At 29.6% G+C, this 25,701-nt stretch carries 24 protein-coding genes and 1 tRNA gene; 5 read left to right on the top strand and 20 right to left on the bottom strand.

What is annotated here, in order from left to right:
• Positions 1-58: 58 nt before the first annotated feature.
• Positions 59-1,288: a replication-associated recombination protein A gene (locus AXF11_RS06930; RefSeq protein ID WP_068156325.1), complete on the bottom strand. Its 1,230-nt coding sequence runs from the start codon at positions 1,286-1,288 to the stop codon at positions 59-61.
• A gap of 611 nt (positions 1,289-1,899) precedes the next feature.
• Between AXF11_RS06930 and AXF11_RS06925 the strand changes: the two genes are divergently transcribed.
• Both AXF11_RS06925 and AXF11_RS06920 read left to right on the top strand, forming a co-directional pair.
• Positions 1,900-2,397, top strand: coding sequence for a methylated-DNA--[protein]-cysteine S-methyltransferase (locus AXF11_RS06925; protein ID WP_068156323.1), 498 nt, complete (start codon positions 1,900-1,902; stop codon positions 2,395-2,397).
• Between the two features lie 41 nt (positions 2,398-2,438).
• Positions 2,439-3,377: a hypothetical protein gene (locus AXF11_RS06920; protein WP_156440395.1), complete on the top strand. Its 939-nt coding sequence runs from the start codon at positions 2,439-2,441 to the stop codon at positions 3,375-3,377.
• A 328-nt stretch (positions 3,378-3,705) separates the two neighbouring features.
• Here AXF11_RS06920 and AXF11_RS06915 read toward each other — a convergent pair whose 3' ends face one another.
• Complete coding sequence (locus tag AXF11_RS06915) at positions 3,706-4,278, bottom strand: outer membrane beta-barrel protein (protein WP_068156321.1); 573 nt, start codon at positions 4,276-4,278, stop codon at positions 3,706-3,708.
• A 338-nt stretch (positions 4,279-4,616) separates the two neighbouring features.
• On the opposite strand from AXF11_RS06915, the gene AXF11_RS06910 reads away from it, so the two are divergent.
• Together AXF11_RS06910 and AXF11_RS06905 are read left to right on the top strand one after the other, a co-directional pair.
• Positions 4,617-5,276: an outer membrane beta-barrel protein gene (locus AXF11_RS06910; protein WP_068156316.1), complete on the top strand. Its 660-nt coding sequence runs from the start codon at positions 4,617-4,619 to the stop codon at positions 5,274-5,276.
• 176 nt (positions 5,277-5,452) lie between these two features.
• Positions 5,453-6,268 carry a Cof-type HAD-IIB family hydrolase gene (locus AXF11_RS06905; RefSeq protein WP_068156313.1) on the top strand — a complete coding sequence of 272 codons (816 nt, stop codon included), beginning with the start codon at positions 5,453-5,455 and terminating at the stop codon, positions 6,266-6,268.
• A 57-nt stretch (positions 6,269-6,325) separates the two neighbouring features.
• Here AXF11_RS06905 and AXF11_RS06900 read toward each other — a convergent pair whose 3' ends face one another.
• The 7 genes from AXF11_RS06900 to AXF11_RS06870 form a co-directional block, all read right to left on the bottom strand.
• Complete coding sequence (locus AXF11_RS06900) at positions 6,326-7,291, bottom strand: ATPase (protein ID WP_068156310.1); 966 nt, start codon at positions 7,289-7,291, stop codon at positions 6,326-6,328.
• 42 nt (positions 7,292-7,333) lie between these two features.
• The gene (locus AXF11_RS06895; RefSeq protein WP_068156307.1) at positions 7,334-8,815 is read right to left on the bottom strand and encodes a phosphoglucomutase; all 1,482 of its coding nucleotides are present in this window, start codon (positions 8,813-8,815) and stop codon (positions 7,334-7,336) included.
• 151 nt (positions 8,816-8,966) lie between these two features.
• A complete protein-coding gene (locus AXF11_RS06890) occupies positions 8,967-9,998 on the bottom strand; it encodes a rod shape-determining protein (RefSeq protein ID WP_068156304.1) in 1,032 nt (343 codons plus the stop codon).
• A 160-nt stretch (positions 9,999-10,158) separates the two neighbouring features.
• Entirely contained in the window at positions 10,159-11,277 is a 1,119-nt protein-coding gene (gene cbiD / locus AXF11_RS06885) for a cobalt-precorrin-5B (C(1))-methyltransferase CbiD (RefSeq protein WP_068156302.1), read from the bottom strand.
• Positions 11,278-11,279: 2 nt separating this feature from the next.
• On the bottom strand, positions 11,280-11,930 hold the full coding sequence (locus tag AXF11_RS06880; protein WP_068156298.1) for a precorrin-8X methylmutase: 651 nt from the start codon (positions 11,928-11,930) through the stop codon (positions 11,280-11,282).
• A gap of 22 nt (positions 11,931-11,952) precedes the next feature.
• Positions 11,953-14,295, bottom strand: coding sequence for an endonuclease MutS2 (locus tag AXF11_RS06875; RefSeq protein ID WP_068156295.1), 2,343 nt, complete (start codon positions 14,293-14,295; stop codon positions 11,953-11,955).
• A gap of 100 nt (positions 14,296-14,395) precedes the next feature.
• On the bottom strand, positions 14,396-14,956 hold the full coding sequence (locus AXF11_RS06870; RefSeq protein ID WP_068156292.1) for a 5-formyltetrahydrofolate cyclo-ligase: 561 nt from the start codon (positions 14,954-14,956) through the stop codon (positions 14,396-14,398).
• 103 nt (positions 14,957-15,059) lie between these two features.
• On the opposite strand from AXF11_RS06870, the gene AXF11_RS06865 reads away from it, so the two are divergent.
• A tRNA-Thr gene (locus tag AXF11_RS06865) sits at positions 15,060-15,135 on the top strand.
• Positions 15,136-15,227: 92 nt separating this feature from the next.
• Here the strand turns inward: AXF11_RS06865 and thiD are convergent.
• The 11 genes from thiD to AXF11_RS06815 form a co-directional block, all read right to left on the bottom strand.
• Entirely contained in the window at positions 15,228-16,046 is an 819-nt protein-coding gene (thiD, locus tag AXF11_RS06860; RefSeq protein WP_068156289.1) for a bifunctional hydroxymethylpyrimidine kinase/phosphomethylpyrimidine kinase, read from the bottom strand.
• A gap of 105 nt (positions 16,047-16,151) precedes the next feature.
• A complete protein-coding gene (locus tag AXF11_RS06855) occupies positions 16,152-16,931 on the bottom strand; it encodes a methylenetetrahydrofolate reductase (RefSeq protein WP_257720984.1) in 780 nt (259 codons plus the stop codon).
• 46 nt (positions 16,932-16,977) lie between these two features.
• On the bottom strand, positions 16,978-18,225 hold the full coding sequence (locus tag AXF11_RS06850; protein WP_068156285.1) for an RNA-guided endonuclease InsQ/TnpB family protein: 1,248 nt from the start codon (positions 18,223-18,225) through the stop codon (positions 16,978-16,980).
• Positions 18,226-18,843: 618 nt separating this feature from the next.
• A complete protein-coding gene (locus AXF11_RS10595; protein ID WP_231724664.1) occupies positions 18,844-18,984 on the bottom strand; it encodes a methylenetetrahydrofolate reductase in 141 nt (46 codons plus the stop codon).
• 122 nt (positions 18,985-19,106) lie between these two features.
• Positions 19,107-20,327 carry a S1C family serine protease gene (locus AXF11_RS06845; RefSeq protein WP_068156282.1) on the bottom strand — a complete coding sequence of 407 codons (1,221 nt, stop codon included), beginning with the start codon at positions 20,325-20,327 and terminating at the stop codon, positions 19,107-19,109.
• A gap of 295 nt (positions 20,328-20,622) precedes the next feature.
• Positions 20,623-21,342, bottom strand: coding sequence for a YebC/PmpR family DNA-binding transcriptional regulator (locus AXF11_RS06840; protein WP_068156280.1), 720 nt, complete (start codon positions 21,340-21,342; stop codon positions 20,623-20,625).
• Positions 21,343-21,467: 125 nt separating this feature from the next.
• A complete protein-coding gene (locus AXF11_RS06835; protein WP_068156277.1) occupies positions 21,468-22,067 on the bottom strand; it encodes a histidine phosphatase family protein in 600 nt (199 codons plus the stop codon).
• 16 nt (positions 22,068-22,083) lie between these two features.
• Complete coding sequence (gene cobS / locus AXF11_RS06830; protein WP_068156274.1) at positions 22,084-22,830, bottom strand: adenosylcobinamide-GDP ribazoletransferase; 747 nt, start codon at positions 22,828-22,830, stop codon at positions 22,084-22,086.
• Positions 22,831-22,902: 72 nt separating this feature from the next.
• The gene (ruvA, locus tag AXF11_RS06825; RefSeq protein WP_068156272.1) at positions 22,903-23,532 is read right to left on the bottom strand and encodes a Holliday junction branch migration protein RuvA; all 630 of its coding nucleotides are present in this window, start codon (positions 23,530-23,532) and stop codon (positions 22,903-22,905) included.
• 15 nt (positions 23,533-23,547) lie between these two features.
• Positions 23,548-24,333, bottom strand: coding sequence for a glutamate racemase (murI, locus tag AXF11_RS06820; RefSeq protein ID WP_068156271.1), 786 nt, complete (start codon positions 24,331-24,333; stop codon positions 23,548-23,550).
• Between the two features lie 65 nt (positions 24,334-24,398).
• Positions 24,399-25,571 (bottom strand): D-alanyl-D-alanine carboxypeptidase family protein, encoded by a 1,173-nt coding sequence (locus AXF11_RS06815; protein WP_068156269.1) that lies wholly within the window; start codon positions 25,569-25,571, stop codon positions 24,399-24,401.
• Positions 25,572-25,701: the final 130 nt, after the last annotated feature.

Below are 25,701 nucleotides of genomic sequence, written 5' to 3'. Positions count from 1 at the left end.
TGGTGTAATCCGCCATCTGAGTATTTTTTATTTCAATTACTTTACAAAATACAAAAGTTTATTTCCCATCCTTCTTAATCTTTTTCAACCACTCTGCCGCTGCCTTCTCAAATTTATTCTCCCCAAATTCATAAAACTTGATTTTTTCATTCATATAAACCTGTTCCACATAGTGATTTTTATAATTGTGAGGATATTTATAATCTTTTTTCCCAACTTTTGTGAGATGAACTGGCACTTCCTGAATTTTTTCGTTTTCAATGTGTTTCAGTGCTGAATTTATGGCATTGTAGGCTGAATTGCTCTTGGGAGAAATTGCCAGATAAATCGCCACTTCTGAGAGAATTATTCTCGCTTCAGGCATTCCAATCTCCTTTACCGCATTAAGTCCAGCCACTGCAATTGGTAACGCCTGCGGATTTGCAAGCCCAATGTCTTCAGATGCCAAAATTACAAGCCTTCTTGCAATATATAAAATATCTTCGCCACCAGAGAGCATTTTTGCCATCCAGTAAACAGCTGCATCAGGATCGCTTCCACGAATACTTTTTATCATCGCAGAAACCGTATTGTACTTATCTTCCGTCTTGTGATAAGATTTTTTCGTATTCAGCACTTCCTTCACTTCATCAAGCGTAAAATCCACCCCAACATTCGCAATTAATTCCAAAATATTTATGGCCTGTCTCGCATCCCCTTCAATAATCTCCGAAATATACTTCAAAATCTCATCTGAAATTCCAATTTTCTCTTTTTCATTAATATTTTTTAATATTTTAAGCAAATCTTTTTCACTCAATTTTTTAAATTCAAATGCCATACATCGTGATAATAATGCGTTATTCAAGTTATAATAAGGATTTTCAGTAGTCGCTCCAATCAAAATAATATTCCCATTTTCCAAATCCTGCAAAAGCGAATCCTGCTGCAACTTATTAAATCTATGAATCTCATCTAAAAACAAAAGTGTCTGCTGTCCATTCGTATGAAATCTGTTGTGTGCCTTATCAGAAATCTCCTTTATATCAGTTACAGACGCCTTTATCGCATTCAAATATTCATAATGATAATTCATTTTCTCAGCGACAATTTCCGCAAGAGTCGTCTTCCCAGTCCCCGGCGCTCCCCAAAAAATCGCATTCATAAAATTCCCGCGCTCAATAATCTTCCTCAAAATTCCATTTTTTCCAACCAACTTTTCCTGTCCATAAAAATCATCCAAACTTTTCGGACGGTATCTAAACGCAAGTGGCTTTTTATTTTCATATACTTTGTCAAATAAATTCATTTTTTACTTCCTTTTATTAAATTTGTATCTTTTGTAAAAATCAATTAATTTACTTTTTTCACAATTCATATTATAATATATTCACTTACTTAAAACAATAAAATTATTCATAAATGTCAGAGTAAAATAGTTAGGGGTAAATAAAAAATCTTATTTTAAGTTTTTCATTCAATCCAGAAAGTTACTAAAATATTTTTTTATTCTTTAAGCAGAAGTGCTCATCGCCGCACCCCTGCACCCCGGCTAGTCTTCGACATTTTTATGCACTGCCAAAAAACTCGCACTAATCGTGCTCAAACAGTTTTGTCAGCACATAAAAATGCTCCGACGGTTTAAATTTTACTACCATACAAAAGTGTCGTGATTTTTTTGGAGTAAAGACGACTGTCTGAACGAAGTGAGTTTCGGCTTTGCTTCAAAAAAATGCTTAGACGAGCGTGGGGATTATAAGGGGAAATGGCGGTCCTTTCCCCTTATGTAAAAAATAAAAAAATAATATTAAACAAAATAACATCTTGTAATCAAGAATAACCTAAAAAATTTGAAATTAAAAAATCTGCCCCTAAAATTTTTAAACCATCATTCATAAATAAAAATAAAGAGGTAAAACAATGAAAAAAAATATCTACTTTTATGAAACAAATACCCCAATTGGAAAAATTGGAATCGCCACAACTCAAAATGATTCTCACATTACAGATTTAATTTGGGAATCAGATTTTGAAGATTTTAAAAAACATAATGATTTTAAAATTTGTGAAACGAAATTGATTAAACAAGCAAAAAATCAACTTTTTGAATATTTTAAAAGAGAAAGAAAAAACTTTGATTTACCGCTTTTAAAACAAGGAACGCCGTTTCAAATTTCTGTCTGGAATGCTCTTGAAAAAATTCCATATGGAAAAACTTGTTCCTATAAAAATATTGCACTTGAAATTAACAATCCTCAAGCAGTTCGTGCAGTTGGAATGGCAAATAATCGAAATAAAATTGCTATTTTTATTCCGTGTCATCGTGTGATTGGTGCGGATGGAAAATTGGTTGGTTATGGTGGAGGACTTCATATAAAGCAGTTTTTGTTAGAATTGGAAGGAGTTCAAATAAAATAATTTGATAAATAAAAATCTAAATGATAAAAAGGGAGAATTTGATGAAAAAAATAATTTTGATAAAATTTTTGATTTTAAGTATTTTAAGTTTTTCTTTTACAAGAGAAGAAAAGATACAAAATAGTTTACAAAAACTGGGAATTAATCAAGAAATTATTAACGAAACAGTAAAAGCTGACTATGATGCAAGAGACATTGTGGCTTTTCAAACTGATGAAGTTGTAATTGGGAAAATATTACAACGATTTTCAGATATTTTGAAAAAAGATGAAAGAAATTATATTGCTGCTGAGAATATTATTACAATTTATGAGTCAAAAATTGGAAAAGATTACAAAAATTACTTGGATTTATTTGTAAAATACACACCTTACGACTTTGAGAAAACTTTTGCTAAAATGGTTTACGCGCGAAGTTATGGAAGTCAAAAAAAATACGACGAATATTATTCTCAGTTAAAAGAAAAATATAAAAATACTCTGATTTTGGAAATGATAAAAATTTATACAACAAAAGACAAAATACAAAGGCAAGCACAAATAAAAAAAGTGTTAAATTTATTGAAAGATGAAAATGTGAAAAAAGAGCTGGGACTGGCTGATGAGGACATTCATTCAATGAATTTAACCTACACGCTTGTAGAAGCAAGAAAATATTATAATACTGGAAAAATTGAAAAAGCAGTTTCGGAATATATAAAAAACATTGTAAACAGTGATGTTCCTGATACCATCAGAAAATATAATGAACGAAAAGAAACTTTACTCTTTTTAAATATTTTGATGATAAACGAAGAAATCAAAAATTCTGCTCTAAAAAAGGAAAATTTGAAAAAGATGGAAAATACATTTATTGCAAAAAAAATAAAATTAGAAACTGCAAAAGATAAAGATTATTTGGAAAAATATTTGGAAGGAACTGAGTTTGAAAAAAGTAGTAAGAATTTAGAAGAAATTTTTGAAAATAATAATATGATTTAAAAAGATATAAATATTGCTGTTTTATGACAAAAAATAAAAAAACTGCTTAAAATACTGTCATAAAGCTCTACAAGAAAAAAATTCTTTTTTTGGTTAATAATGACAAACATTAATGACACAAAGGGAATTATGAAATATTTTGACAAATACTTTGCACACCATCCAAATTGTCGAACACAAATATAAAATTACCAACATTACTGATGACGAAGTTATTTAGTAAAAAAAACTACCACGAATTTGTGATAGTTTTTTTATTTTTTTAAGAGTTTTCAAAAAAATTATTTGTTATTAGCTGTTTTACTTAGTTACTAAAGTTTAGTTGGCATTAGTATCCTAGATTAAAATTATAACCTACGCCTAAAGATACTCTTTTATAGTTTGCATCTGTTTTATCTCCAGTGTTGTTATTTTTGTATTCACCTTGATTTTCTTTGTACATAACTTCCGCATTAAAGTTGTTGTAATTTACTCCACCACCAACTCCGTAGTAAAGCCCATTTTTAGCTTTATAATCATCAATGTTTCCAGTATTTGCTGAATATCCCAAATCACCTTTTACATAAGGTTTTACAGTTGTTGGAGTAGCAAAAGTATATTTTGCAGTTCCATAAACTGGTACTGAATTATAATTTTCATAATTTTCATCTCTTGAGTTTCTAGCCTTTACTTTTTTGTGCCATTGATAAGCAGTTCCTGCTCCTACTTCCAATCCTGGAGTTACTTCATATCTGTATTCTGCACCTACTTCTCCAGCTGTAGCTTTTGCTTTTTCTGAACTATTATCATAATGATATTTTCCACCTAAATCATAAGCGCCTTTTACTTCAACTTTTCCTGCGTTTGCTGCAAACGAAGCCAAACCTAAAACCAAAAATAATCCAATAAATGTTCTTTTCATAGTAAACACCTTTTCTTTCTTTTTGGATAAACTCTAAATCATCATACTATACATAGAGTCTTCCGCTTTTTTTAGATTCGTTCAAGAAATCTTCCTCCCTTGAACTTAAGGTCATTATACAGTAATTGACTTATAAGTCAATTTTTTTAAAAATATTTTTCCATTAGAAAAAAAAAAGTTCATTTGATTAAAAGTGTCTAAATTTCAGCTAAAATAAAATAAATAAAAAAACATTTAAAGCAAATTAATTTTAGGAAAATTTGACTTGCTTTTTCATCCAAATTATGCTATACTAACGTTGAAATTTGTAAAACATAATATATTAGAAGGAGAAAAAAATGAAAAAGATCTTAGTATTATTATCATTAGCTGGGTCAGTTGCAATGGCTCAAGGAAATGTTTATGAATTTAGAGCAGGTTGGGACTTATACAACAGAGCAAAAGACACTGATAAAGAATATAAAATCAGAAAAGATGTATTAAAAACTGGTCCAGAAGTTTCATTCGAATACAGAAGAGAACTAACAAATAATTTTGATTTAGGAGCTGGACTTTCTTACAAATACAATAACTTAACTGATAAAAAAGTTGAAGTTAATAAAAATAATACTGACGTTTCTATGAAAGGATTACACTCTGTACCTATTTACGGAACTGCAAGATACAACTTCAGAAACGATTCAGCTGTAACACCTTATGTAAAAGCTAACTTAGGATTTGCAGTAAACTCAGGAAAAGTTCAATTCCAAAAAATCAATACACCTGGTGTAGATGAAACTGCTGAAATGAAATTCAAACACGGATTCTATTACGGAGTAGGAGCTGGAATTGAATATAATAACTTCGTTGCTGATTTGTCATACAACACAAATACATTAAGAGCTAAATACAACTACAGCTACAACGATGCAGCAGGAAATAAACTTGAAACATCAAGTAAAGATACTTTAAATCACAGAATGTTAACATTAAGTGTTGGTTACTCTTTGAAAAACTAATCGTTCTTAATCAGTCTTTTGAAAGTTCTTTTTAAATTTAAAATTTAAAAAGAACTTTTTTTATTATAGTTTATCTAAAAAAATAACCTTATTGCTTTTCAAAACCTTTTTTGGTATAATTTTATTAGTTATGTTTTCTTTCTTAACAAAATTTATTTTTTTCAAAGGAGTTAGTTATGAATTATAAATTAATTGCAACTGATATGGATGACACTTTATTAAATGAAGCTCAAGAAATATCAATTGAAAACGAAAAATCTATTGTGGATGTCCAAAAAAAAGGAGTAACATTTGTACTTGCAAGTGGAAGACCCAGCTTTGCCATGTTTGAATATGCAAAAAAACTTCAAATGGATAAATTTGGAGGATATATTTTGGCTTTTAATGGCGGCGAATTAATTAATTTTAAAAATAATGAATTAGTTTTTCAACAAGGACTTGAAAAAAAAGACATAGAAATTATTTACAATGCTTCAAAAAAATTAAATTTAACTATGTTACTATACCGAGATGACACTGTTTTTGCGACAAATGAAGCAGCTGAAGCATTAGTCGAAGCCAGACTTTGTAAAATGAAATTTCAAAAATTTAACACATTAAAAGAACTTGAGTCATTTGGTATTACAAAAACTGCAAAATGTATGATTGTGGGGGACCCCAAACTTGTAAAAAATGCCGAAAAATATATGAAAGAACTTTATGGAAATGACTATTTTATAGCAACTTCAAAGCCTATTTTTTTGGAAATTGCAAACAAAAATGTGAGTAAAGGGAAAACTTTGACCAGACTTGGGAAAATTTTGCAAATTAAAACTGAAGAAATGATAGCGGTTGGAGATAGTGGAAATGATAGACCACTTTTAGAAACTGTAGGAATGCCTGTTGCTGTGGCAAATGCAGCTAAAGAAATAAAAGATTTATCAAAATTTATTTCTACTTCAAATAATGAACATGCACTAAAAACTGTAATTGATAAATTTTTTAACTCTTAACTTCAAAAAAAATCCTCTCAATTTGTTAAGATTGTGAGAGGATTTTCCTTTCCTTTTTTAAACGTCGTACAATATGTTAAAAAAATTAAATAAAATACTTCTGACATTTACATTGTTTCTTACACTATTTTTTATTTCTATTAATTTTTTTAAATTTTCGCTATTTAACATAACTTTTGCATTAATAATTATTTTGGCCAAAAAGTTTATCAAAAACTGCTTATTTTTTTTGACTTCAATTTCAAGTTCATTTAGCATAAAATATATATTTTCCATATCCCAAAATTTTACTTTTGTTACTAAAAACTCAATACTCTTGTTGTACTTTATCACTAAATCCAAATAATTTCCATTTTCTAAATTGTAAAACAAATAATTTTGCATTTCAGAAATATTTTTTAAAATATCTTCAACTGTTTTTATTTTAAAAGAAACGTTTTCAAGAGTTATATTTTTTTCTAGATAATTTTTTTTAAACAATTTTATATCATTTTCATTTCCGTCAAAAAAATCATAAGTTTTTTTATCAATTTTAAGTTCAAAGCTACTGGAACTTTCCAGATGAAATTTTATTGCACGAGATTTTATCGTTGGAATTATATTTAATGTTCGTGATAAAAGGATAAAATAAACATCCTTAGGTGGTTCTTCAATCGTTTTTAACAAAGCATTTGCTGATTCTTTTCTTATATTTTCTATGCCACAAATGATAAATATTTTTTTCAATGAACTAAAAGAAGATTCAATCGTTTCATAAATAATTTCCCTAACTTCATCAATTTTTATATTTCCATTATTTTTATTAATAATTTCAACATCGGGATGGACCAAATTATCAATTTGCCTTTCAATTTTCAGTTTTTGCTCTTCGTTTTCTACATTTTGAGTCAGCACCATTTTTGAAAAAATTAAGGCATAATTTAGTAAATCAACTCTTTTATCACCATAAAAAAGATAACTTGCACTCACTTTTCCAGTTTTTATCTCATTTTCAAATCTTTTTATAATTTCATCACTTTTCATTCTATACTTCTCCATTTTAACAGCAAAAAATTACACTAAACTTTAAATTTTCACTTGTTTGTATTTTCCCAAGAATTTGTAAATTTCTTTTAAAATTTTAGAAAGTTTTCCAACTTCACTAGTTTCAATATTTATACAAAATAATGGTTCATACAGCGACATTCTTATCAAAAACCAATTGTCTTTATCCACATTTACACGCACGCCTTCATAATTTGGCTCAACTTTTTCCCAATTTTTTATAGTTTTTACATATTCTTCCAAATCTTTTAATATTTTATTTCCTAGTTCACGAAAGTTGTCGTCTTCAATTTTTATTCGAAGTTCCTTTTCTTCCGCTGGCTCTCCCAATTCATTTAAAACAGCTGTAAAATCAATATTTTCTTTTTTGCTCTGAACCAGCTGAATTAAAAGAAGTGCCGCCATATAAGCTCCGTCATCCAAAAAATAATTATTAATAAGCGCCGCGTGTCCTGAAGTTTCTATTGCAAGTGGTGAATATTTACCTTCTGCATTTAATCTTTTCGCTTCATTAATTACATTTTTATAACCTCTTTTAAATCTGTGATGAATTCCATTTCTACTTTCGATAAATTTTGTAAGTTCTGTAGAAGTTATCGAATCTGTTACAATTATTCCATTTGGTTTCTGCTTTAACAAAATATCGCTTACTAATGCTATTAGTCTATTTCTGTTAATTTCCCTTCCACTTTTATCAATAAACGCGCTTCTGTCCCCGTCGGCATCAAAAATTATACCAAAATCAGCATTACTTTTCAAAACAGCTTCTTTTATTGAATTTATCGCTTCTGGAACTTCTGGATTTGGTACATGATTTGGAAAATCACCGTCTGGATTTAAAAACTGGCTTCCTTTTGAATCTCCACCTAGTTCATTTATAACTTTTTCCGCAAAGAATCCAGCTGCACCATTTCCAGCGTCTATTACAATTTTTAAATTTTCCAATGGTTTTTCTCCATTATTGGCTTCTTTTCTTATCAATTCACACAAATATTTTGCATAGTCGTCTGCTAAATTTTTGACAGTTTCATTACCTTTTCCAACTTTTTTACTCTTTTTCAAAAATTTTACCATTTCAAAAAGGTCTTCTTTTTCAACTCCACCATCTTTTGTAAAAAATTTTATTCCGTTGTAATAACTTGGCAAATGACTTGCTGTAATCATAATCGCAGCGTCCGATTTATAACTAGGAAAAATTGTTGTCATAAAAAGAGAAGGTGTTATTGACATTTTGCAATTAAGTACATCTATTCCTTGTGACTTTAGTTCATCACGAATAATTTCTGAAAAAAGAGGTCCTGTGTGTCTTGCGTCATATCCAACTGCAACTCTGATATTTCTACTTTCATTTTTGGCAGATTTTTCACATTTTTGAGTAATCCATTTTCCAAATGCTTCTGCAATCTCTTTCACTTCTTTTTCTGTTAAATTAGCTTTTTTTTCTTCAAAGTCAGAAACAATTCCTCTTATATCAGTCCCGCTAATCAATTTTTCAAATCCCATAAACTTTCCACGCTCTCTTTCCTTAAAAATAATTTTAATAAAAAATATTTAAAAAATACAAAAATAAGTCAATAAAAAACTTATTTCAATAAAGATTTTTTATAAAACTCTTTATTTATTGACTTTCTAAAAACTTATTTCTGTATATATTTTAATTTTCTTTCATTTGAAGTGTTCGTAGTAATTTTTTGTTATCAAATGCAGCTCCTCCACCTAAAACTACTGAATCTAGTGGATTAGGCGACAAGAATACTTTTATTCCAACTTCTTTTTCCATCATATCAATGAAATTTTTAATTAATGAACCTCCACCTGTCATAATAATTCCATTGTCTAAAATGTCAGCTGCTAATTCTGGTGGACATTTTTCCAAAACTTCTTTTGTCGCTGCCACTATTTGAAATAATGATTCTTCTATAGCTTCATAAATTTCATTTTCATTTATTTCAACTATATTTGGAATTCCTGTTTCTAAATCTCTACCTTTAATTTCTAAAATTTCAGGATTTTGAACTTCAAGTGCTGAAGCTAATTCTTTTTTAATTTTTTCAGCTGTTCTATCTCCAATTAATAAATTATATTTTCTTTTTACATATTTAACTATATCGTCGTCAAATTTATTTCCAGCAATTCTTATTGATTTACTTGCGATAATTTCATCTAATGATAGAATGGCAATATCAGTAGAGCCTCCTCCTATATCGATTACCATACTTCCTTCTGGTTGTGAAATATCCACTCCTGAACCAATTATTGCTGCTCTTCCTTCTTCTATGATATAAGTTTTTTTGGCTCCTCTTACAGCATCAAAAAGTGCTTTTCTTTCAACACTTGTAACTTCAATTGGCACACAAATCATAACTTCTGGTTTGAATAGTGAATTTCCATAAATTTTGTGAATGAAATATGTTATCATCTCTTTTGTGGAATCAATATCCGCAATAACTCCGTCTTGAAGCGGCTTTATGGCTTGGATACTATCAGGTGTTTTCCCCAACATTTCTCTGGCTTCTTTTCCCACTGCAATCAGTTTTCCTGTCTTTCTGTCTCTGGCTACTACCGATGGTTCATTTAATACAATTTTTTTTCTTTGTTTATCGTAAATTAAAATATTCGCTGTACCCAAATCTATTGAAATACTTTTGTTTACTCTGAATATTTTTACAAAATCAAATGCTCCCATTATTCCTCCTATACTTATTTTCTTACTAAAATTATTCTTTAATAAAATTACTTTTATTTACCGCAATATAAAAATTTATTTTAATAAATATTGCTACAATAATAATTTATATTTTAACTCCTTAATTATATCATATTTTTTTAGAAAAATTTATTATTTTTTAAAAATTTTTAAAAAATTTTTCGCTTTTCCCTAAAATTTTCTTTTCAGCTGACAAAATTAAAGTTTCAACTTCAATTTCTTTCCCGTTTTTTCTGCAATGTTCTTCGCATTTTACCTTTGCCTTTTGTGCAAGTAAATCATAAACTTCCAATTTTTCAATATACTTTGTCGCTTCTTCAGTCGTATTCGAGTTCATAATTTTTTTTAAATTTTCTACTTTTTCTCCAACTAATAAAGCGTTTGCAGTCAAAATTTCCATTCTGGCATCAGCGACTCTGCTGTGAGTGTGAAAAATTCCACCCGCAACTTTTACAAATTTCCCAAGTTCTCCCACAAAATATACTTTTTGCACATCATATTCACAAGCTCTGTCAAACATATATCCAACAAAGTTGCTAATCACAACACCTTGCTTTTCTCTTTTGGGATAATTTTTGGCTAAATACAGCTTTCCACGATTGCCAAAAATAAAAACTGCTGTTCTCTCTTTTCCTTTGTCATTTATTTCAAGTGATTGCTTTAATTCAAGCGCAAGGGAACTTTTCCAAGATTCTTCTGACATCGGTCTTACAATTCCCGTCGTTCCCAAAATTGAAATTCCGCCAATTATTCCCAATTTTTCATTTAAAGTTTTTTTAGCGAGTTCTTCTCCTTTTGGGACACTTATTTCAATATCAACGCCAATTTTATCAGCTAAAAGCTCTTTTGCCACATTCTTTAGCATTTTCATCGGAGTCGGATTTATTGCTGATTTTCCAATTTTTACAGGTAAACCTTCTTTCGTAACTTTTCCAACGCCAATTCCACCAAAGATATTTATTTTTTTGTCATTTCTAAAACTCACTTTCGACACAATTTCTGCACCATCAGTTACGTCTGGATCATCGCCTCCATCCTTTAAAATTGTAACTTTAGAAAATTTTTTAAAAACTTCAATTTTTTCAATCGGTATTGTCAAAGTTTCTCCAGCTGGAACTTTAAGTTTCACAAATTTCTCATCTTTTTTTATTTTTTTTAAAAGTACTAGAATTGCAACTTTTGTAGCAGCCGTCGCACAAGTTCCAGTCGTGTAACCACATCTTAATTTTTTCCCTTGAAAATAAACATAATTTTCCATTTTTAATTATTAAAGTATTTGTCCCTTTCGTACATCTGATATAAAATTCCGTGCATAACTCCAACTGCAACTGTGCTTCCACCTTTAGTCCCATTTGTCCGTATAAATGGAACTTCATATTTTGAAAGCTCGGCTTTTGATTCGGGACACCCGACAAATCCAACTGGTACTCCCACAATCAATTTTGGCAGATTTCTTTTTTCCATCTTTTCAAGCAAAGTAAAAAGTGCAGTTGGCGCATTTCCAATGAGAAAAATTTTAGTTTTGGGATCTTTTAGCGCTCTTTCAAGCCCAATCATTGATCGAGTTACGCCTTTTTCCTTTGCTTCTCTTGCTACATCTTTATCAGCAACAAGACAATAAGCTTCTAAACCAAATTTTGCAAGAGCATTTTTATTAAGTCCATTTACTATCATATTCGTATCACAGTAAATTTTACAGTTTCCTTCTTTTAGCACTTCTTCTGCTGATCCTATTGGATTATTCCCAAATTCGACAATATTTGCATAATCAAAATCCCCAGTTGTATGAATAAGTCTTTTTACAATTAGTTTTTCACTTTCACTAAATTTGTCAAGTTTATCTCCTAAAGTTTCAGTTATTATCTCAAAACTTCTTGTTTCAATGGATTTTGGATCTTTTATATATGACATTCTTTTCTCCCAATTTCTTTTATTATTTCAAAATTACAACCGTACAACCGATTCCACCTTCATTTTGATTGGCATCTTTAAATTCACTCACATATTTTGAAGTTCTCAAATATTCTTGAATTTTTTTTCTTAGAACCATAGTTCCTTTGCCGTGAATTATGTAAACTTCATTGTAACCTGTGAGCATTGCACGGTCAAAATATGTTTCAATTTCAGAAATTGCTTCATCTGCATTCATTCCACGCACATCCAGTTCCCCTCGAACTTGCGAACTTCTTTTTAACGAAGCAAAATTTTTAAATTTATTATTTTTTTTCTTTTGAATTTTTACAACGTCATCCATCGACACAACCAATTTTAAAATTCCTGATTGCACTTGGACTCTATTTTCTTTTGGCATTATTCTTAAAATTTTTCCATTTTGATTTAGCGTTTTTACCAGAACTTCATCTCCTTCAGAAAAATCGATATTTTTAGCCGTCACTTTTTTTTCTTTAACATTTTTTTTCTTGTCAATTATAAATGATTCACGAAGCATATTTAAACTTCGCTGTGTATTTTTCGCATCCTCTTTTTTACTTTCTTCCCGACTAATTTTTTCAATCAGACTTTTTGCTTTTGCCTGAATATTTTTCAAATAGTCATCCGCTTTGTCATAAGCTTTTTTTATAATTTCATTTTTTTCATTTTCCAAATTTATAATTTTTTCTTCATAAAGATTTTTTTGCGTCAAAAGTTCACTTTTAGAATTTTCAAGTTCCTGAGTCAACAAGTGAAGTTCGTCATTTTTTTCTTTAATTGATTTAATCATCTCTTCGACTTTTTTATTATCTTCACTTATATATCTTTTCGCATTTTCGATTATTTCATCACTAATTCCATATTTTTTTGCAATTATAAGTGCATTACTCTTACCTGGAATCCCTTCCAAAAGCCTGTAAGTTGGCGACAAACTTTCTGCATCAAATTCCATAGATGCACTTTTTATATTCTCAGAATTAAAAGCATATGCTTTCACTTCGCTGTAATGTGTTGTAATTATTGATGTTATATTTTTTTTATTTAAATAATCAATAATTGACATTGCAAAAGCTGCACCTTCCATAGGATCCGTTCCACTTCCAAGCTCATCCATCAAAACGAGTGATTTACTGCTCGAATTTTCAATAATCTCTTTTATTTTACTGACATGCCCTGAAAATGACGACAAATTTTGCTCCAAACTTTGCTCATCCCCAATATCAGCCAGTACATTGTTAAAATATCCAATTTCCGTTTTTTCTCCCGCTGGAATTGGAATTCCTGACAGAGCCATCAAAGTTAAAAGTCCCGCCACTTTTAGCGTAACTGTTTTTCCACCAGTATTTGGCCCTGTTATAAGCATAATATTTTCACCATTTCCAACCGAAAAATTAATTGGCACAACCTTTTCTTCATCAATCAACGGGTGTCTTGCATCCACCAATTTCAAATATTCTTTATTTATAACTTTTGGCACAACACACTTTTTATTTATCGAATAAATTGTCTTGGCATTTAAAAAGTCAAGTTTTTCCAATATTTCCTTAATTTTTAAAATTTCTTCTTTTTTAGTTTTTACAATCTCTGTCAACCGCAGCAAAATTTTTCTAATTTCTTCTCTTTCTCTTGCTTCATATTCCCTAAGTTTATTATTCAGTGAAACAATATTTATTGGCTCAATGTAAACTGTACTTCCAGTAGCTGACCTATCATGTTCAATACCTTTTATAAGTCCTTTAAAATCTGTTTTTACAGCGATTACATATCTTTCGTTTCTTTTGGTTATAATTCTCTCTTGCACAGCTCTTTGAGTCTCTTTATTTGACATTAAATCATCAAATTTTTCTTTTATATTCGCATTTATATTTTGTTTTTGCCGTCTCACATCCCTCAGACCAAAAGAAGCATCATCTTTTAATTCTCCATTATCATCGATTGCTTCAGAAATAAAGTTTTCAATATCTTTAACTTCCTGTGTATCTGAAAACAAATTCCAAATTGTCTTATACTTATCTCTCACATTTTTGGCTCTCCCTTTAGAAATTCTAAAAATTGCCAAATTTTTTTTAAGCACAGAAAAATCTTCGCTGCTCAAGTAACTTCCAATGACGTCAATTGACTTAAACATCTTTGTCAAGTCAGCTAGACCTGTAAGTTCCATCCCGTCATCATATTTATAAAAATCTATCATTTCAGTCATCAAAACAAGTTCTTTGTCTAAAATAGATTTTTCTTTTATAATATCAATATCCAAAAATTTTTCTTTCGTGCTCTCTAAAAGAGCTAGTTCAACAAGTTCGTTAATTATTTTATGAAATTCTAATACATCATAATTTTTTTTCATTTTTATCCCTCAATCTTTTTTTAATGATTTAAACAATAGATGAATTATACCATATTTTTTAAACATTCTCCAGTTCCATTATTTCAAAGATTTTTTTATTTTATACAATCACTCTTTTTTCACTGACAACCGCGTCAACTCTCACATCATGCTCCTCTGTTGGAACTTTTTCTACAATTTGGAAATCATAACAAACTGCAACACACACAATTTCCTTTTTCATTTTTCTGACTTTAGTCAAAAAATTATCGTAAAATCCACCTCCAAAGCCAATTCGATTTCTTTGGTAATCAAATCCGATTCCTGGGACAATGATTAAATCTAATATTTTTTCATCATAATACTCTTTAGACGACGACTCATAATATCCAAATTTATGCAAAACAAGCTCATTTTTATTATATTTATTAATTTTCATCTCTCTTTTAGGAAAAATTTTTGGAATAAAAAAAGTTTTTGTTGGATAAAGTTCAAGCAATTTTGTGATATTCACTTCATTTCCCATGTCCATGAAAATCATAATATTTCTAGCATTTCCAACATATTTTTTCAAATTTTCAATAATTAAATCCGTATTTTTTTCAACAGTTTTTTTATCCATCAAATTTCTTTTTTTTAATAAAATTTTTCTAATTTCTTTTTTTTCATCAACTTTTTTCATCAAAAAATCCCCCTTCGTTTATAAAATTTATTTTAACTTCAAATAAAAACTTTTACCTTACTCTTGACAAAATTCAAAAAATTCTATATAATGATTGTGTTATGCCGCTTTAGCTCATCTGGTAGAGCAACTGACTTGTAATCAGTAGGTGGTTGGTTCGAGTCCGACAAGCGGCACCATAGACTTTTTTAATAATCTATTTTAGATTTTTTCTAAAGTAGTTTTTTTTATAATTTTTTTAGAAAAGGGAGAAATTCTCCCTTTATTTAATTTATTTTACTGCAAATTTTTTATGATTTATTGGACCTGCAAAATTATTTAACGGAAATGAATCTTTAAGTGCAGAGGAAATTAATTCTTTCGTTGTTTTCACTGCTTTTGAAACAGTTTCGCCTTTTGCAATTTCTGCGGTAATTGAAGCTGAGAAAGTACATCCGGCACCGTGGTTCCATTTTGTGTCAATTTTTTTACTTTCAAAAAATTCAAAATCTTTTCCATCATACAACAAATCCACCGAATTTTCTCCGGCAAAAAAAGTTCTTCCTTTGATAACCACGTATTTCGCTCCTAATTCATGTATTTTTTTAGCGGCTTTTTTTGCTTCATCAATTGTTTTTATCGCTGTTACTCCAGCAAGTTGCGCTGCCTCAAATAAATTTGGCGTTACGACAGTCGCATAGGGTAACAGATATTTTTTCATAGCTTCAACATTTTCAGGAAAAAGATTTTCTGCATTTCCTTCTCCTTCACTATTTACTTTACAAACCATTACTGGATCAATGACAATTGGTTTTTTGATATCTTTTAAAATGGAACCCACATATTCAATAATTTCTACTGTGGGAAGCATTCCCGTTTTTAGAGCATCTATTCCGATTCCTTTTATAACTGTGTCAACTTGTTCTTTTATTACAGAAAGTTCAACTGGAAAAACTTTGTGCGCCCAATTTTTTGGATCCATTGCAACAATTACTGTAATTGCACTCATTCCATAAACTCCTCTTTCTTGAAAAGTTTTAAGGTCCGCTTGAATTCCTGCTCCACCGCTTGTATCAGAACCTGCGATTGTAAGTACTTTTTTTAAAGACATATTTCTTACCTCCTGAACTATATAAAAAAATATTTTTATATACAAATATATATTAAAATTTTACACCTAATAAATATAAAAGTCAAGTAACTTAAATTTAAATTTTTATCTCAAAAAATCAATATTTTTTATAATTTCTTTCGCATTTCCCACCTTATTCATCGTATAAATGTGGACACCTTTTATTCCATAAGCAAAAAGTTCAATAATTTGCTCACTTGCATACATTATTCCAGCTTTTTTCATTGAATCTGGATTATCTCCATATTTCTCAATTAACTTTTCCAATTTTTTTGGCACTGAACATTTTGACAGCTCTATTATTCTTTTTATCTGTTTTGCATTTGTAACTGGCATTATTCCAGCGATTAAAGGTACATTTATATCAAGCTTTTCAGCATTTTCCCTAAATTTTAAAAAAAGGTCGTTGTCAAAAAACATCTGTGAAACTAAAAAATCCACTCCAGAATCAACTTTATTTTTTAGATGAAACAAATCCACTAAATCGTTATTTTGATAGTGAGTTTCTGGATAAAATGCCGCTCCTATTGAAAGGCTGCTAAACTTTTCATTTTGTCTTAAATCAGAAATTAATTCTGATGCGTACTTGTAGTCGCCTCTGTCATATATTTCTTCAGTTTCACCAACAGGAACATCTCCACGAAGCGCCAAAATATTATTTATATTATTTTCTTTCACTTCTCTCAAAAAATTATTTATTTCACTTTTTTTACTCCCAACACAAGTCAAATGAGTCATAACTTCCGTTTTTAAATTATTTTTTATATGCGATGCCATTTCTATTGTCCCAGATTTTGTCTTTCCTCCCGCACCGTAAGTTACGCTTCTGAACCTCCCACTTCTTGCGTTGCGGGGTTCTAAAATCTTTAAAATTATTTAAAAATTTTCTAAGAAGTCTGATAGCTTTGATTTACACTACCCTTATTCTTTTAGGCGTGTTCAGCTCACCTCTATTGTATAGGATACTTAAATCCACAACTTTACTTTTCCTTAATATGTTTAATGCTCCATTACAATCTGCATTTATGAGTTTTCCTGCGCTTGTTTGATATAGTCCTCTTTTTATTCTTTTTCCACTGAATATATATTCTTTTTGATTTTCTTTATCGTATATTGGGATTTCATCTCCATCAAAAAAACTTGCTTTTGATGTATAACTTTCTTCTTGTAGCTTGAATTCTATTCCATATAGTTTACATAGATATTGTAATTTATCTCTTATTTTTCCATATGGTATATTCACAAAATTTTGATTATTTATACTTCCTATATTTGAATTTCTTTGAAAATCTTCATTGTACCCTAGAACTAGTTTTCCTATATCATTATTAAGACAATAATTTATTATTATTCTTGATGCTTTTGAAAGATAATCTTCTATACGATTATTTCTCCTTCTAGCTATTCTCTTTTGTCTTAATGTTGTTCGGGAGGTCTTTTGCTTATCTTTTATGCTTTGTAATTTTGCATTTATCTTGTTATAGTATTGATTAATTGATTTTAATTTCCTACCATCTATTAGGAATGATGCTCCAGCATTTGTAACACAAGTACATAGATTATCTATTCCTAAATCTATTCCTAGTCCATTTTCTTTATTTAATTCCCTTTGAATTTCTTCTACTTCATAAGTATATTGAATTTCAAAGTACCTAGAATGTTGTTTAGGTATTATTCTAATCTCTTTTATTTTCTTGCTTTTTAATACTGGTGGTAGCTTAATTTTAACTTTCTGATGAGTTTTCTTAAACGAATTTGAATAAGGAACTATCAGCATACCATCTTTTAATCTTACAAAATCTATAACAAGAGTTGTAAAACCATCTTTAGCAAGATATTTAGGTAATTTTATTTTTTTATTATCATATTGACCATTCTTAACAAGTTTTAAAAGTCCAAAAAATGATTTAAAACTTCCGTCTACTTCTTTTAGAATTTGTTGAGCCATATTAGAATTTAATTTCTTGTAATTCTCACTATTTTTAAGTATTTTATAGTTTTCATTATAACTTAAATACTTTTTCTTATTAAAATAGTATTGTCTAATATTATATATAGCTTCATTAGTTAAGTTCTTGGCTATATGACACAAATATTTTAAATTTCTAAACTCTTTTTTACTAAGATGTTTTACTTGTTGTTTTAATGTTAAATACATATATAATCACCTCCTTTTCATCAGAGATATTATACTATATATTCTACATTTTAACTATCAAAAAGTAATATTTTTTCTTTGTTTTTAAATATTTTTAAAGTTTTTAAAACCCCACAACAGTGGGAAGTGTCGTTCACATAAGTTCGCTACTACTTATGCAGTTCTCCTAATATTTTCACTCCTTAACAAGTTAAGGAGAAAAGAATATCTTGAACTTCTTGTTATCTCTAACAAGCACAGACTATATCTTATCCATATCCTATTTCAAGGACTTAGGCGAAACCACTTCCAATACCAATCGCTTGTATTGTACTCCCCTCACGAGGGATAGTCGTTGAACTTTCCTTTTTAGGCTTAGCTGCTGATTGTCTATTATCATAATACTTAGGTTTTAACCTTATACCATCTAGTATATTTTTTCTGATTTCTCCACTATCACACTTGTACCATATTTTAACGAAGGTACTATGTTGTAGTTATACTAGCTTTAAGAGTTCCCAGCAGTTCAGTTTCTTTGTTGTACAGCTTCTCTCTGTATCTACATACAAGTTTCCCTATATGCTTACTAAAATTTTTGCGCAATTCATTTCACGACTAAAAGTCGCGAGTGTTCTTGCATTATTTAATAAAATCAGGCTTGTATTGTACTAATTCCGCCGTTACATCTTTTAACTTCTCTTCCGAAAAATTTTTGTTTGGTGGAAAAATTTCAAATGAAACAGTACATTCTTTTTTTTCTAAAATATCTTTTATTTTCATAAACTCACTACCTCCATTTTCATTTTTTTGTTATTATTTTACTACAAAAATTATCTTTTGTATATAAAAAAATCCATTTAACAAACAAATTGCCAAATGAATTTTTTTAACTTTTTATCTTCTTATCTTCCAAACTGTTGTTCATATTGTTGCTGCTGCTGTTGCTGTCTTTGTTGCAAAATTTGCTGCTGCTGCAATGCATTTGGTGTTTTTGCTGTTGTAACCGCCACATTTATTGTCTTACCGTTTCTTATCACGGTTAAATTAGTTTTCTGACCAACTTTTTTAGCTGCTATTTCTCCGACGAAAGCTCCTGCTGAATTTATTTCTTTTCCATCAACTGCTGTAACTACATCATTTTTAGCAAGTCCCGCTTTTGCTGCTGGACCATTTGCAACCACTCCCGCAATATATATTCCATTTGACGACTTCAAATTTAACGTTTTTATTTTTTCCGCATCTAAGCTATCCAAATAAACACCAATATATGGTTTCTCAAATTTTCCTGTAGAAATAATAGAATCTTTTACTCTCACAACTAAATTTGCAGGAATTGCAAATCCAAGTCCCACACTTCCACCGCTTTGAGAATAAATAGCCGTATTAACTCCTATAACTCTTCCATTTATATCAATTAATGGTCCTCCACTATTCCCTTGATTGATTGCAGCATCAGTTTGAATGAAGTTTTCAATTTGTTCAATTCCAAGCGAACTTCTTCCCGCTGCACTTACAATTCCAGCAGTCATCGAGTCATTAAGTCCCATAGGGTTTCCAAAAGCAATCGCCCACTGACCGACTTGAACTTCATCTGAATTAGCAAACGCCAAAGGTTTAAATGTTTCATTTGAATTAATTTTTAAAACTGCTATATCCACTTCTGGCGAAGTCCCTACAAGTTTTGTCTTGTATTCTCTTCCATCAGAAAATTTTACATAAATTTCATCCGCACCATCGATGACGTGGTTATTCGTTACAATATAACCATCTTTAGAAACTACGAACCCTGACCCCAATGCTCCAGATTCCCTTGTTTCTTCACCACCTGAATTTCCAAATAATAGTGCTTCTAGTGGATTGTATGTATTTACCTTCACAGTTTTTTTAGTTCTTATATTTACAATCGAATCTTTTGCGCTGTTGTGAATGCTTACAAAAGCATCTTGTGTCTGCAACGCATTTTTAGTATATTTAGGTAACTCTTTCAAAGAAATGGATTTTTCTTGTTCTGAATTTTTTTCGCTATTTTCTGTTGTACCAATTATCTTGTTCGATTTTTCGGAACAGCTTAAAACAAATAATAACATTGAAACTAATATTAAATATTTTTTCTTGTTTTTCATTTTTATTCCTTCTTTCCGTATTTATAAAGTCTTTTATTCTTTTATTTGAAAAGGATTTTAGCAAATTTGAATTAGATTACACTTTGACAATTCTTGTTCTAAACTTTCTAATTTTTGTAAAACAAAATATCTAAAAAGTTTAGATTACATCAATTTATTTTATTCAATTTTATAAGTTAATTTTTTTTATTTCTTTCTAAAAATTTAAAAAATATTATCTTTAATATTCCAATCTATGATAAAAAAATAAAAAAAGCGGAAAAAATCTATCCGCCATATTTTACTGATTTTTAGATTATAATTCTCCTGCGTAGTTGTGATGAACTTTTTGTACATCATCATCATTTTCTAACACTTCAATTAATTTTCTTAATTTTTGTAAATCATCATCGCTAAGAGTTTCCACTTCGATTGACGGCAAATACTGAATATCAGCTTCTAACAATGTGTATCCCGCTTCTCTAAGCGCATCTGCTACTTCATCAAAAGAACTTGGGTCAGTTGTTATATAAAAACTGTCATCCAATGTTTCCATATCTTCCATTCCAGCGTTTAATGCAACTTCCATCAACGCTTCTTCGTCAATATCGTCAGTTTTTTCAATTATAATTTCACCTTTTCTTCCAAACATATACGAAACGGAACCAGAAACTCCAAGTTTTCCCCCATTTCTATCAAAAGCGTGTTTTACAGATGAAGCAGTTCTATTTTTGTTGTCAGTTAATGTTTCCACAATAATCGCAACTCCTGCAGGTCCGTATCCTTCATAATTTAATGTTTCAAATGCTGTTGAACCATCTGTTCCCGCGCCTTTTTTAATCGCTCTGTTGATGTTATCATTAGGCATATTAATCGCTTTTGCTTTTTCGATTGCGTGTTTTAGTGCCACATTAAATTCTGGGTTTTCCCCACCTCTTGCTGCAACTGTTATAAGTCTTACAAGTTTTGTAAATGATGCAGCTCTTTTTTTATCTTGCGCTTCTTTACGACCAGCTATTGTACCGTGTCTTCCCATTATTTCCTCCTATTTTTTACCTAATCTAAAATTTTTAAATAATATTTTCTTTAACAAAACTAATACATATATACTAACATAAGCACTTTTAAAAGTCAATAATTTATGTTTTTATCAAAAATATTTTATCTATTTATATAATTAAAATAAACAAAATTATCTTTTGTCACAGTCATTTTTGTAATACTTCCATTGTCAACTTGAAAATTCCAGTAAAAATCCAAGTTTTTTGTAAGATAATAGCTGATTAGCGACTGAATTACGCCGCCGTGAACAACTACTAAAATTTTTTTATTTTGATAATTTTTTATGATTTCTTCGGTTTTTTTAACAATTCTATTTTGCAATTCAAAAACACTTTCGCTACCTTCAACTTTAAAATATTTCCAATTATTTTCTATTTGCTCGATGTAATAAGGATTTTCAGCTTCAATTTCTTCATAGGTCTTCCCTTCCAGAATTCCAAAATTAATTTCTCTCAATTCTTTTGTAAAATTTCTTTTAACTTTATTTGAAATTTCAAGTATTTCAAGACTTTGTCGACATCGTCTCAAATCGCTACAAAAAACAACATCTATTTTTTCTTCAAATTTTTTCAACTTCAATTTTGTCTTATTTAACTGCTCAATCCCAGTTTGATTAATATCTGGGTCAAGATGCCCATAAAATAATCTATTTTTATTGTGGTCTGTTTCCCCATGTCTAATAAATAATAACTCTGTCATAGTTTTTCCCCTTTTCTCACTTCAAAAACATCGCTAAAAATAATACAAAAATTGTCGTCAATTCAAGCGCCGCACCCATCGTGTCACCTGTCACACCGCCAATTTTTTTCTTTACAAACTGCATAAAAAAAATTATAAATAAAAAAGCTCCTAAAAATATCTCAAATCCTTTAAAACTAAGTATTAAAAAAGATAAAGCTGCCGCTAAAATTATCGAAAAAATTCCTTCAAAAGTGGCATTTTGCAAAATTATAAAATTGCTCATCCCATTTTTTCTGGCATAATCTGAAAAAGCGGCATTTATTGGAGTGGCAAGTCTTGCTAAGACTGGATAAATTATCAAATATTTTAAATTTATCGAAAAAATTTCTGAAATAAATAAAATTTTTGCAATAAAATATAAAACTAAAATTATCGCTCCATTTGTCCCAATTCTCGAATCTTTCATTATTTCAAGCATCTTTTCTTTTTCCCTGTAACTAAAAAGTCCATCAAATGTGTCGCAAAGTCCGTCAATATGAATTATTCCAACTACCATTAGTTCTATAACTATAACAATCAAAGCATTTATCAAATTATTTTTTGAAAATTTTACCAAAATTATACTCGAATAATATAAAATAAGTCCAATTGCCAATCCTACAAGCGGAAAAAATTTTATTGATTTTCCAAGTTTTTTTGGATCGTAGTCGACTTTGATGGGAATTGGAATTCTTGTCATAAATTTCGTCAAAATGATAAGCTGCTCAAAAATATTTTTCATTTTATTTTCTCATTTCTATTTTTTTCTATATTTATTTTTTTATTATCTATTTTTTGTTATTTTTTTGTTTTATCATTTTCTTTTTTTTATTTGAATTTTTTGCAGCACAATCTTTATTGCTTCACTTATATCGCCAATTTTAAAAAGTTCTTCGTCCGTTATCCATTTTGAAACATCCTCATTTTGATAGCCCAGTGACGCAAGCGCGAGTTTTAAATCTTCTTTCATAGGCAAAAGTTCAAAATTTAAGGAATTTTTAGTATTTTCATTTTTCTTATCAAAATTTTCTGTAATGTTTAATTTTTTTACTTTATCCTTTAAGTCCAAAATAATTTTCTGCGCCTTTTTTAATCCAAGTCCTGGCACTTTTGTAAATATTTTTATTTCATCAACTGACACAATTTCTATCACTTCTTGCACCTCAAAAGTTGACAATATCGCTATTGCAAGTTTTGGACCAACACCGCTTATTGTGATTAATTCTTTAAATAATTCCCTTTCATTTTGTGTCTTAAATCCATAAAAAGAAATGCTGTCCTCTTTTACATTTGTGAAAATGTACAATTTTTCATCTTTTCCAATTTCATTTAATTTTTCAAAAGTTTTGAGTGAAATGTAAATTTTATAAGCCAGTCCGTTTATGTCAATTGCTACATAATCTACTTTTTTTATAGCTAATTTTCCAAAAATGTATTCAAACATATTTTCCCCTTTATTTTAAAGTTTTACCAACTCAACTTTTTCAATATTTTCGTCCAAAAACATAATTCCAATTTCCTTAAATTTATCTTTTCCATCGGTCACATAATATTTAACTTCTTTATTTTTTGTTGCATCATTTTTTAATAAATTTTTCTCTTCCAAAATTTCTTTTAAATCAAGTGCAGTTTCTCTCGCAGGATCAACAATATTTAAGTCGGTATAAATTTTCCCAATTGCACTTTTTAATAGCGGATAATGCGTACACCCTAAAATAAGTGTGTCAATTTCTTTCTCAAAGTCATCTAAATATGTTTTTATAATCTGATCGACAAGTTTTCCGTCCAAAATTCCTTCTTCCACCGCAGGAACAAACAGTGGACAAGCTTTTGCAACGACTTTTACATTTTCATTTAATTTTTTTATTTCTTCTTCATATCTTTTTGAATTAACAGTCGCCTTTGTCCCAATGACACCAATATTACCTGATTTTGTCGTACTTATTGCCGTTCTCGCTCCAGCTTTTATAACTCCTATTATTGGTATTTTAAATGTTTTTTTTAATTCTTCCAGCGCCAAAGCGGTAGCTGTGTTACAAGCGACTACAATCGCACTCACTTTTTTTTCCAGCAAAAATTCCACAATTTGTTTTGAATATCTAGTTATCAGCTCTTTTGTCTTTTCTCCATACGGAACTCTCGCCGTATCTCCAAAATAAAATATTTTCTCATTTGGCAAAACTTTTCTAATTTCTTTTAAAACGGTAAGTCCGCCGATTCCAGAATCAAATACTCCAATTGACATCTATTTTTCTCCTCATTTTATTTTTTGTAAAATAGAAAATTGAGCTGTAAATACAGCTCATAATATTATTTCATTATTAATTCACCAGTAAAAGTTTGAATACCGTCTGTTGCAGTGTATGTTCCGACTACTTGTCCTCTACTTTGTCTTGAAATTCCTGGATTTAAAGTAACACTGTATTTTAAACGCGGCTTTTCTTTTGCTTCAATTTCCACATCTTTTGTCGGATACAAATTAAATTTGTCATTTCCAATTTTTACTATCGCAACTATATCATTTTTATTAACTACTTTTATTTTTCTAGTTCCATCACTATTTCTTCCAACTAATGAATTAAAAAATTGAGAAATTTTGTTTCCTTTATTTGATGACGTATTATTATTGTTATTTGTATTTTGCGCATAATTATTGTTTCGACCGTATCCATTTGCATAATATTCGTTTATTTCTCGAGCTCCAATTGCATTTCTATCTTTGGCGTGAGCAGAACCTAAGATTACAGTTATCATTCTATTTCCGTCACGAATTGCGGTAAGAACGATATTCGATCCCGCTGCATCGTGATAACCTGTCTTTAATCCGTCCACCCCTATAACATTTCCCAAAAGAGTATTAGTTGAAGAAACTTTTGTATTTCCATTGTCGATATAATCCACTTTATTTCTTGAAAAATTTAAGTAATCGCTGTAATCTTTTACTACAATCTGCGCCAATTTATATAAATCTCTTGCGTTTCCCTGATCCATGCAAGAGCCTGTATAACTTGGTGGCAATCCGTTTGGAGAACAATATCTTAGTGAATACAGACCAAATTGCTGCGCCTTTTGATTCATCATACTTACAAAATTTGGAATGCTTCCTCCCACAAATTCTCCTAACGCATAAGCCGCATTATTTGATGATTTTATAATTGTTGCTTTCAATAAATCTCTTACTGTATATTGTTTTCCAGCAACTAAAGTTACTCCATAAGGAACTTTTGCTGCTTTTGCCGAAACTGTAACTTTGGTGTCATAAGAAATTTGTCCACTTTTTATTTTATCCATTGTCAAAATTACAGTCATAATTTTTGTTACAGACGCAAGTGGTCTAACTGCGCTACTGTTATCTTCTTTAATTATATTTCCATTTATATCTCCCACCAAAAGCGCTTTATAATCAAAATAGTCTTCTGAAAAAGCCATTGAAGATACTCCAAAAAATAACATTGAAAACAATATTTTCTTATTCATTTTCATTTTTTTGTTTTCCCCTTTTCCATTTTTACTTTAATAAACTTATTTTATACCTTTTAAAAATTTTTACTTTCCAAAAAAAAATTACTAGATAAGTTCATTGCTAACGTTCAATATTAACATATTAATATTA

The sequence above is a fragment of the Leptotrichia sp. oral taxon 847 genome (assembly GCF_001553645.1).
GTDB lineage: Bacteria > Fusobacteriota > Fusobacteriia > Fusobacteriales > Leptotrichiaceae > Leptotrichia.
The sequence above is the reverse complement of the archived record's forward strand: the minus strand, read 5'-3'. Positions and strand labels throughout refer to the sequence as shown.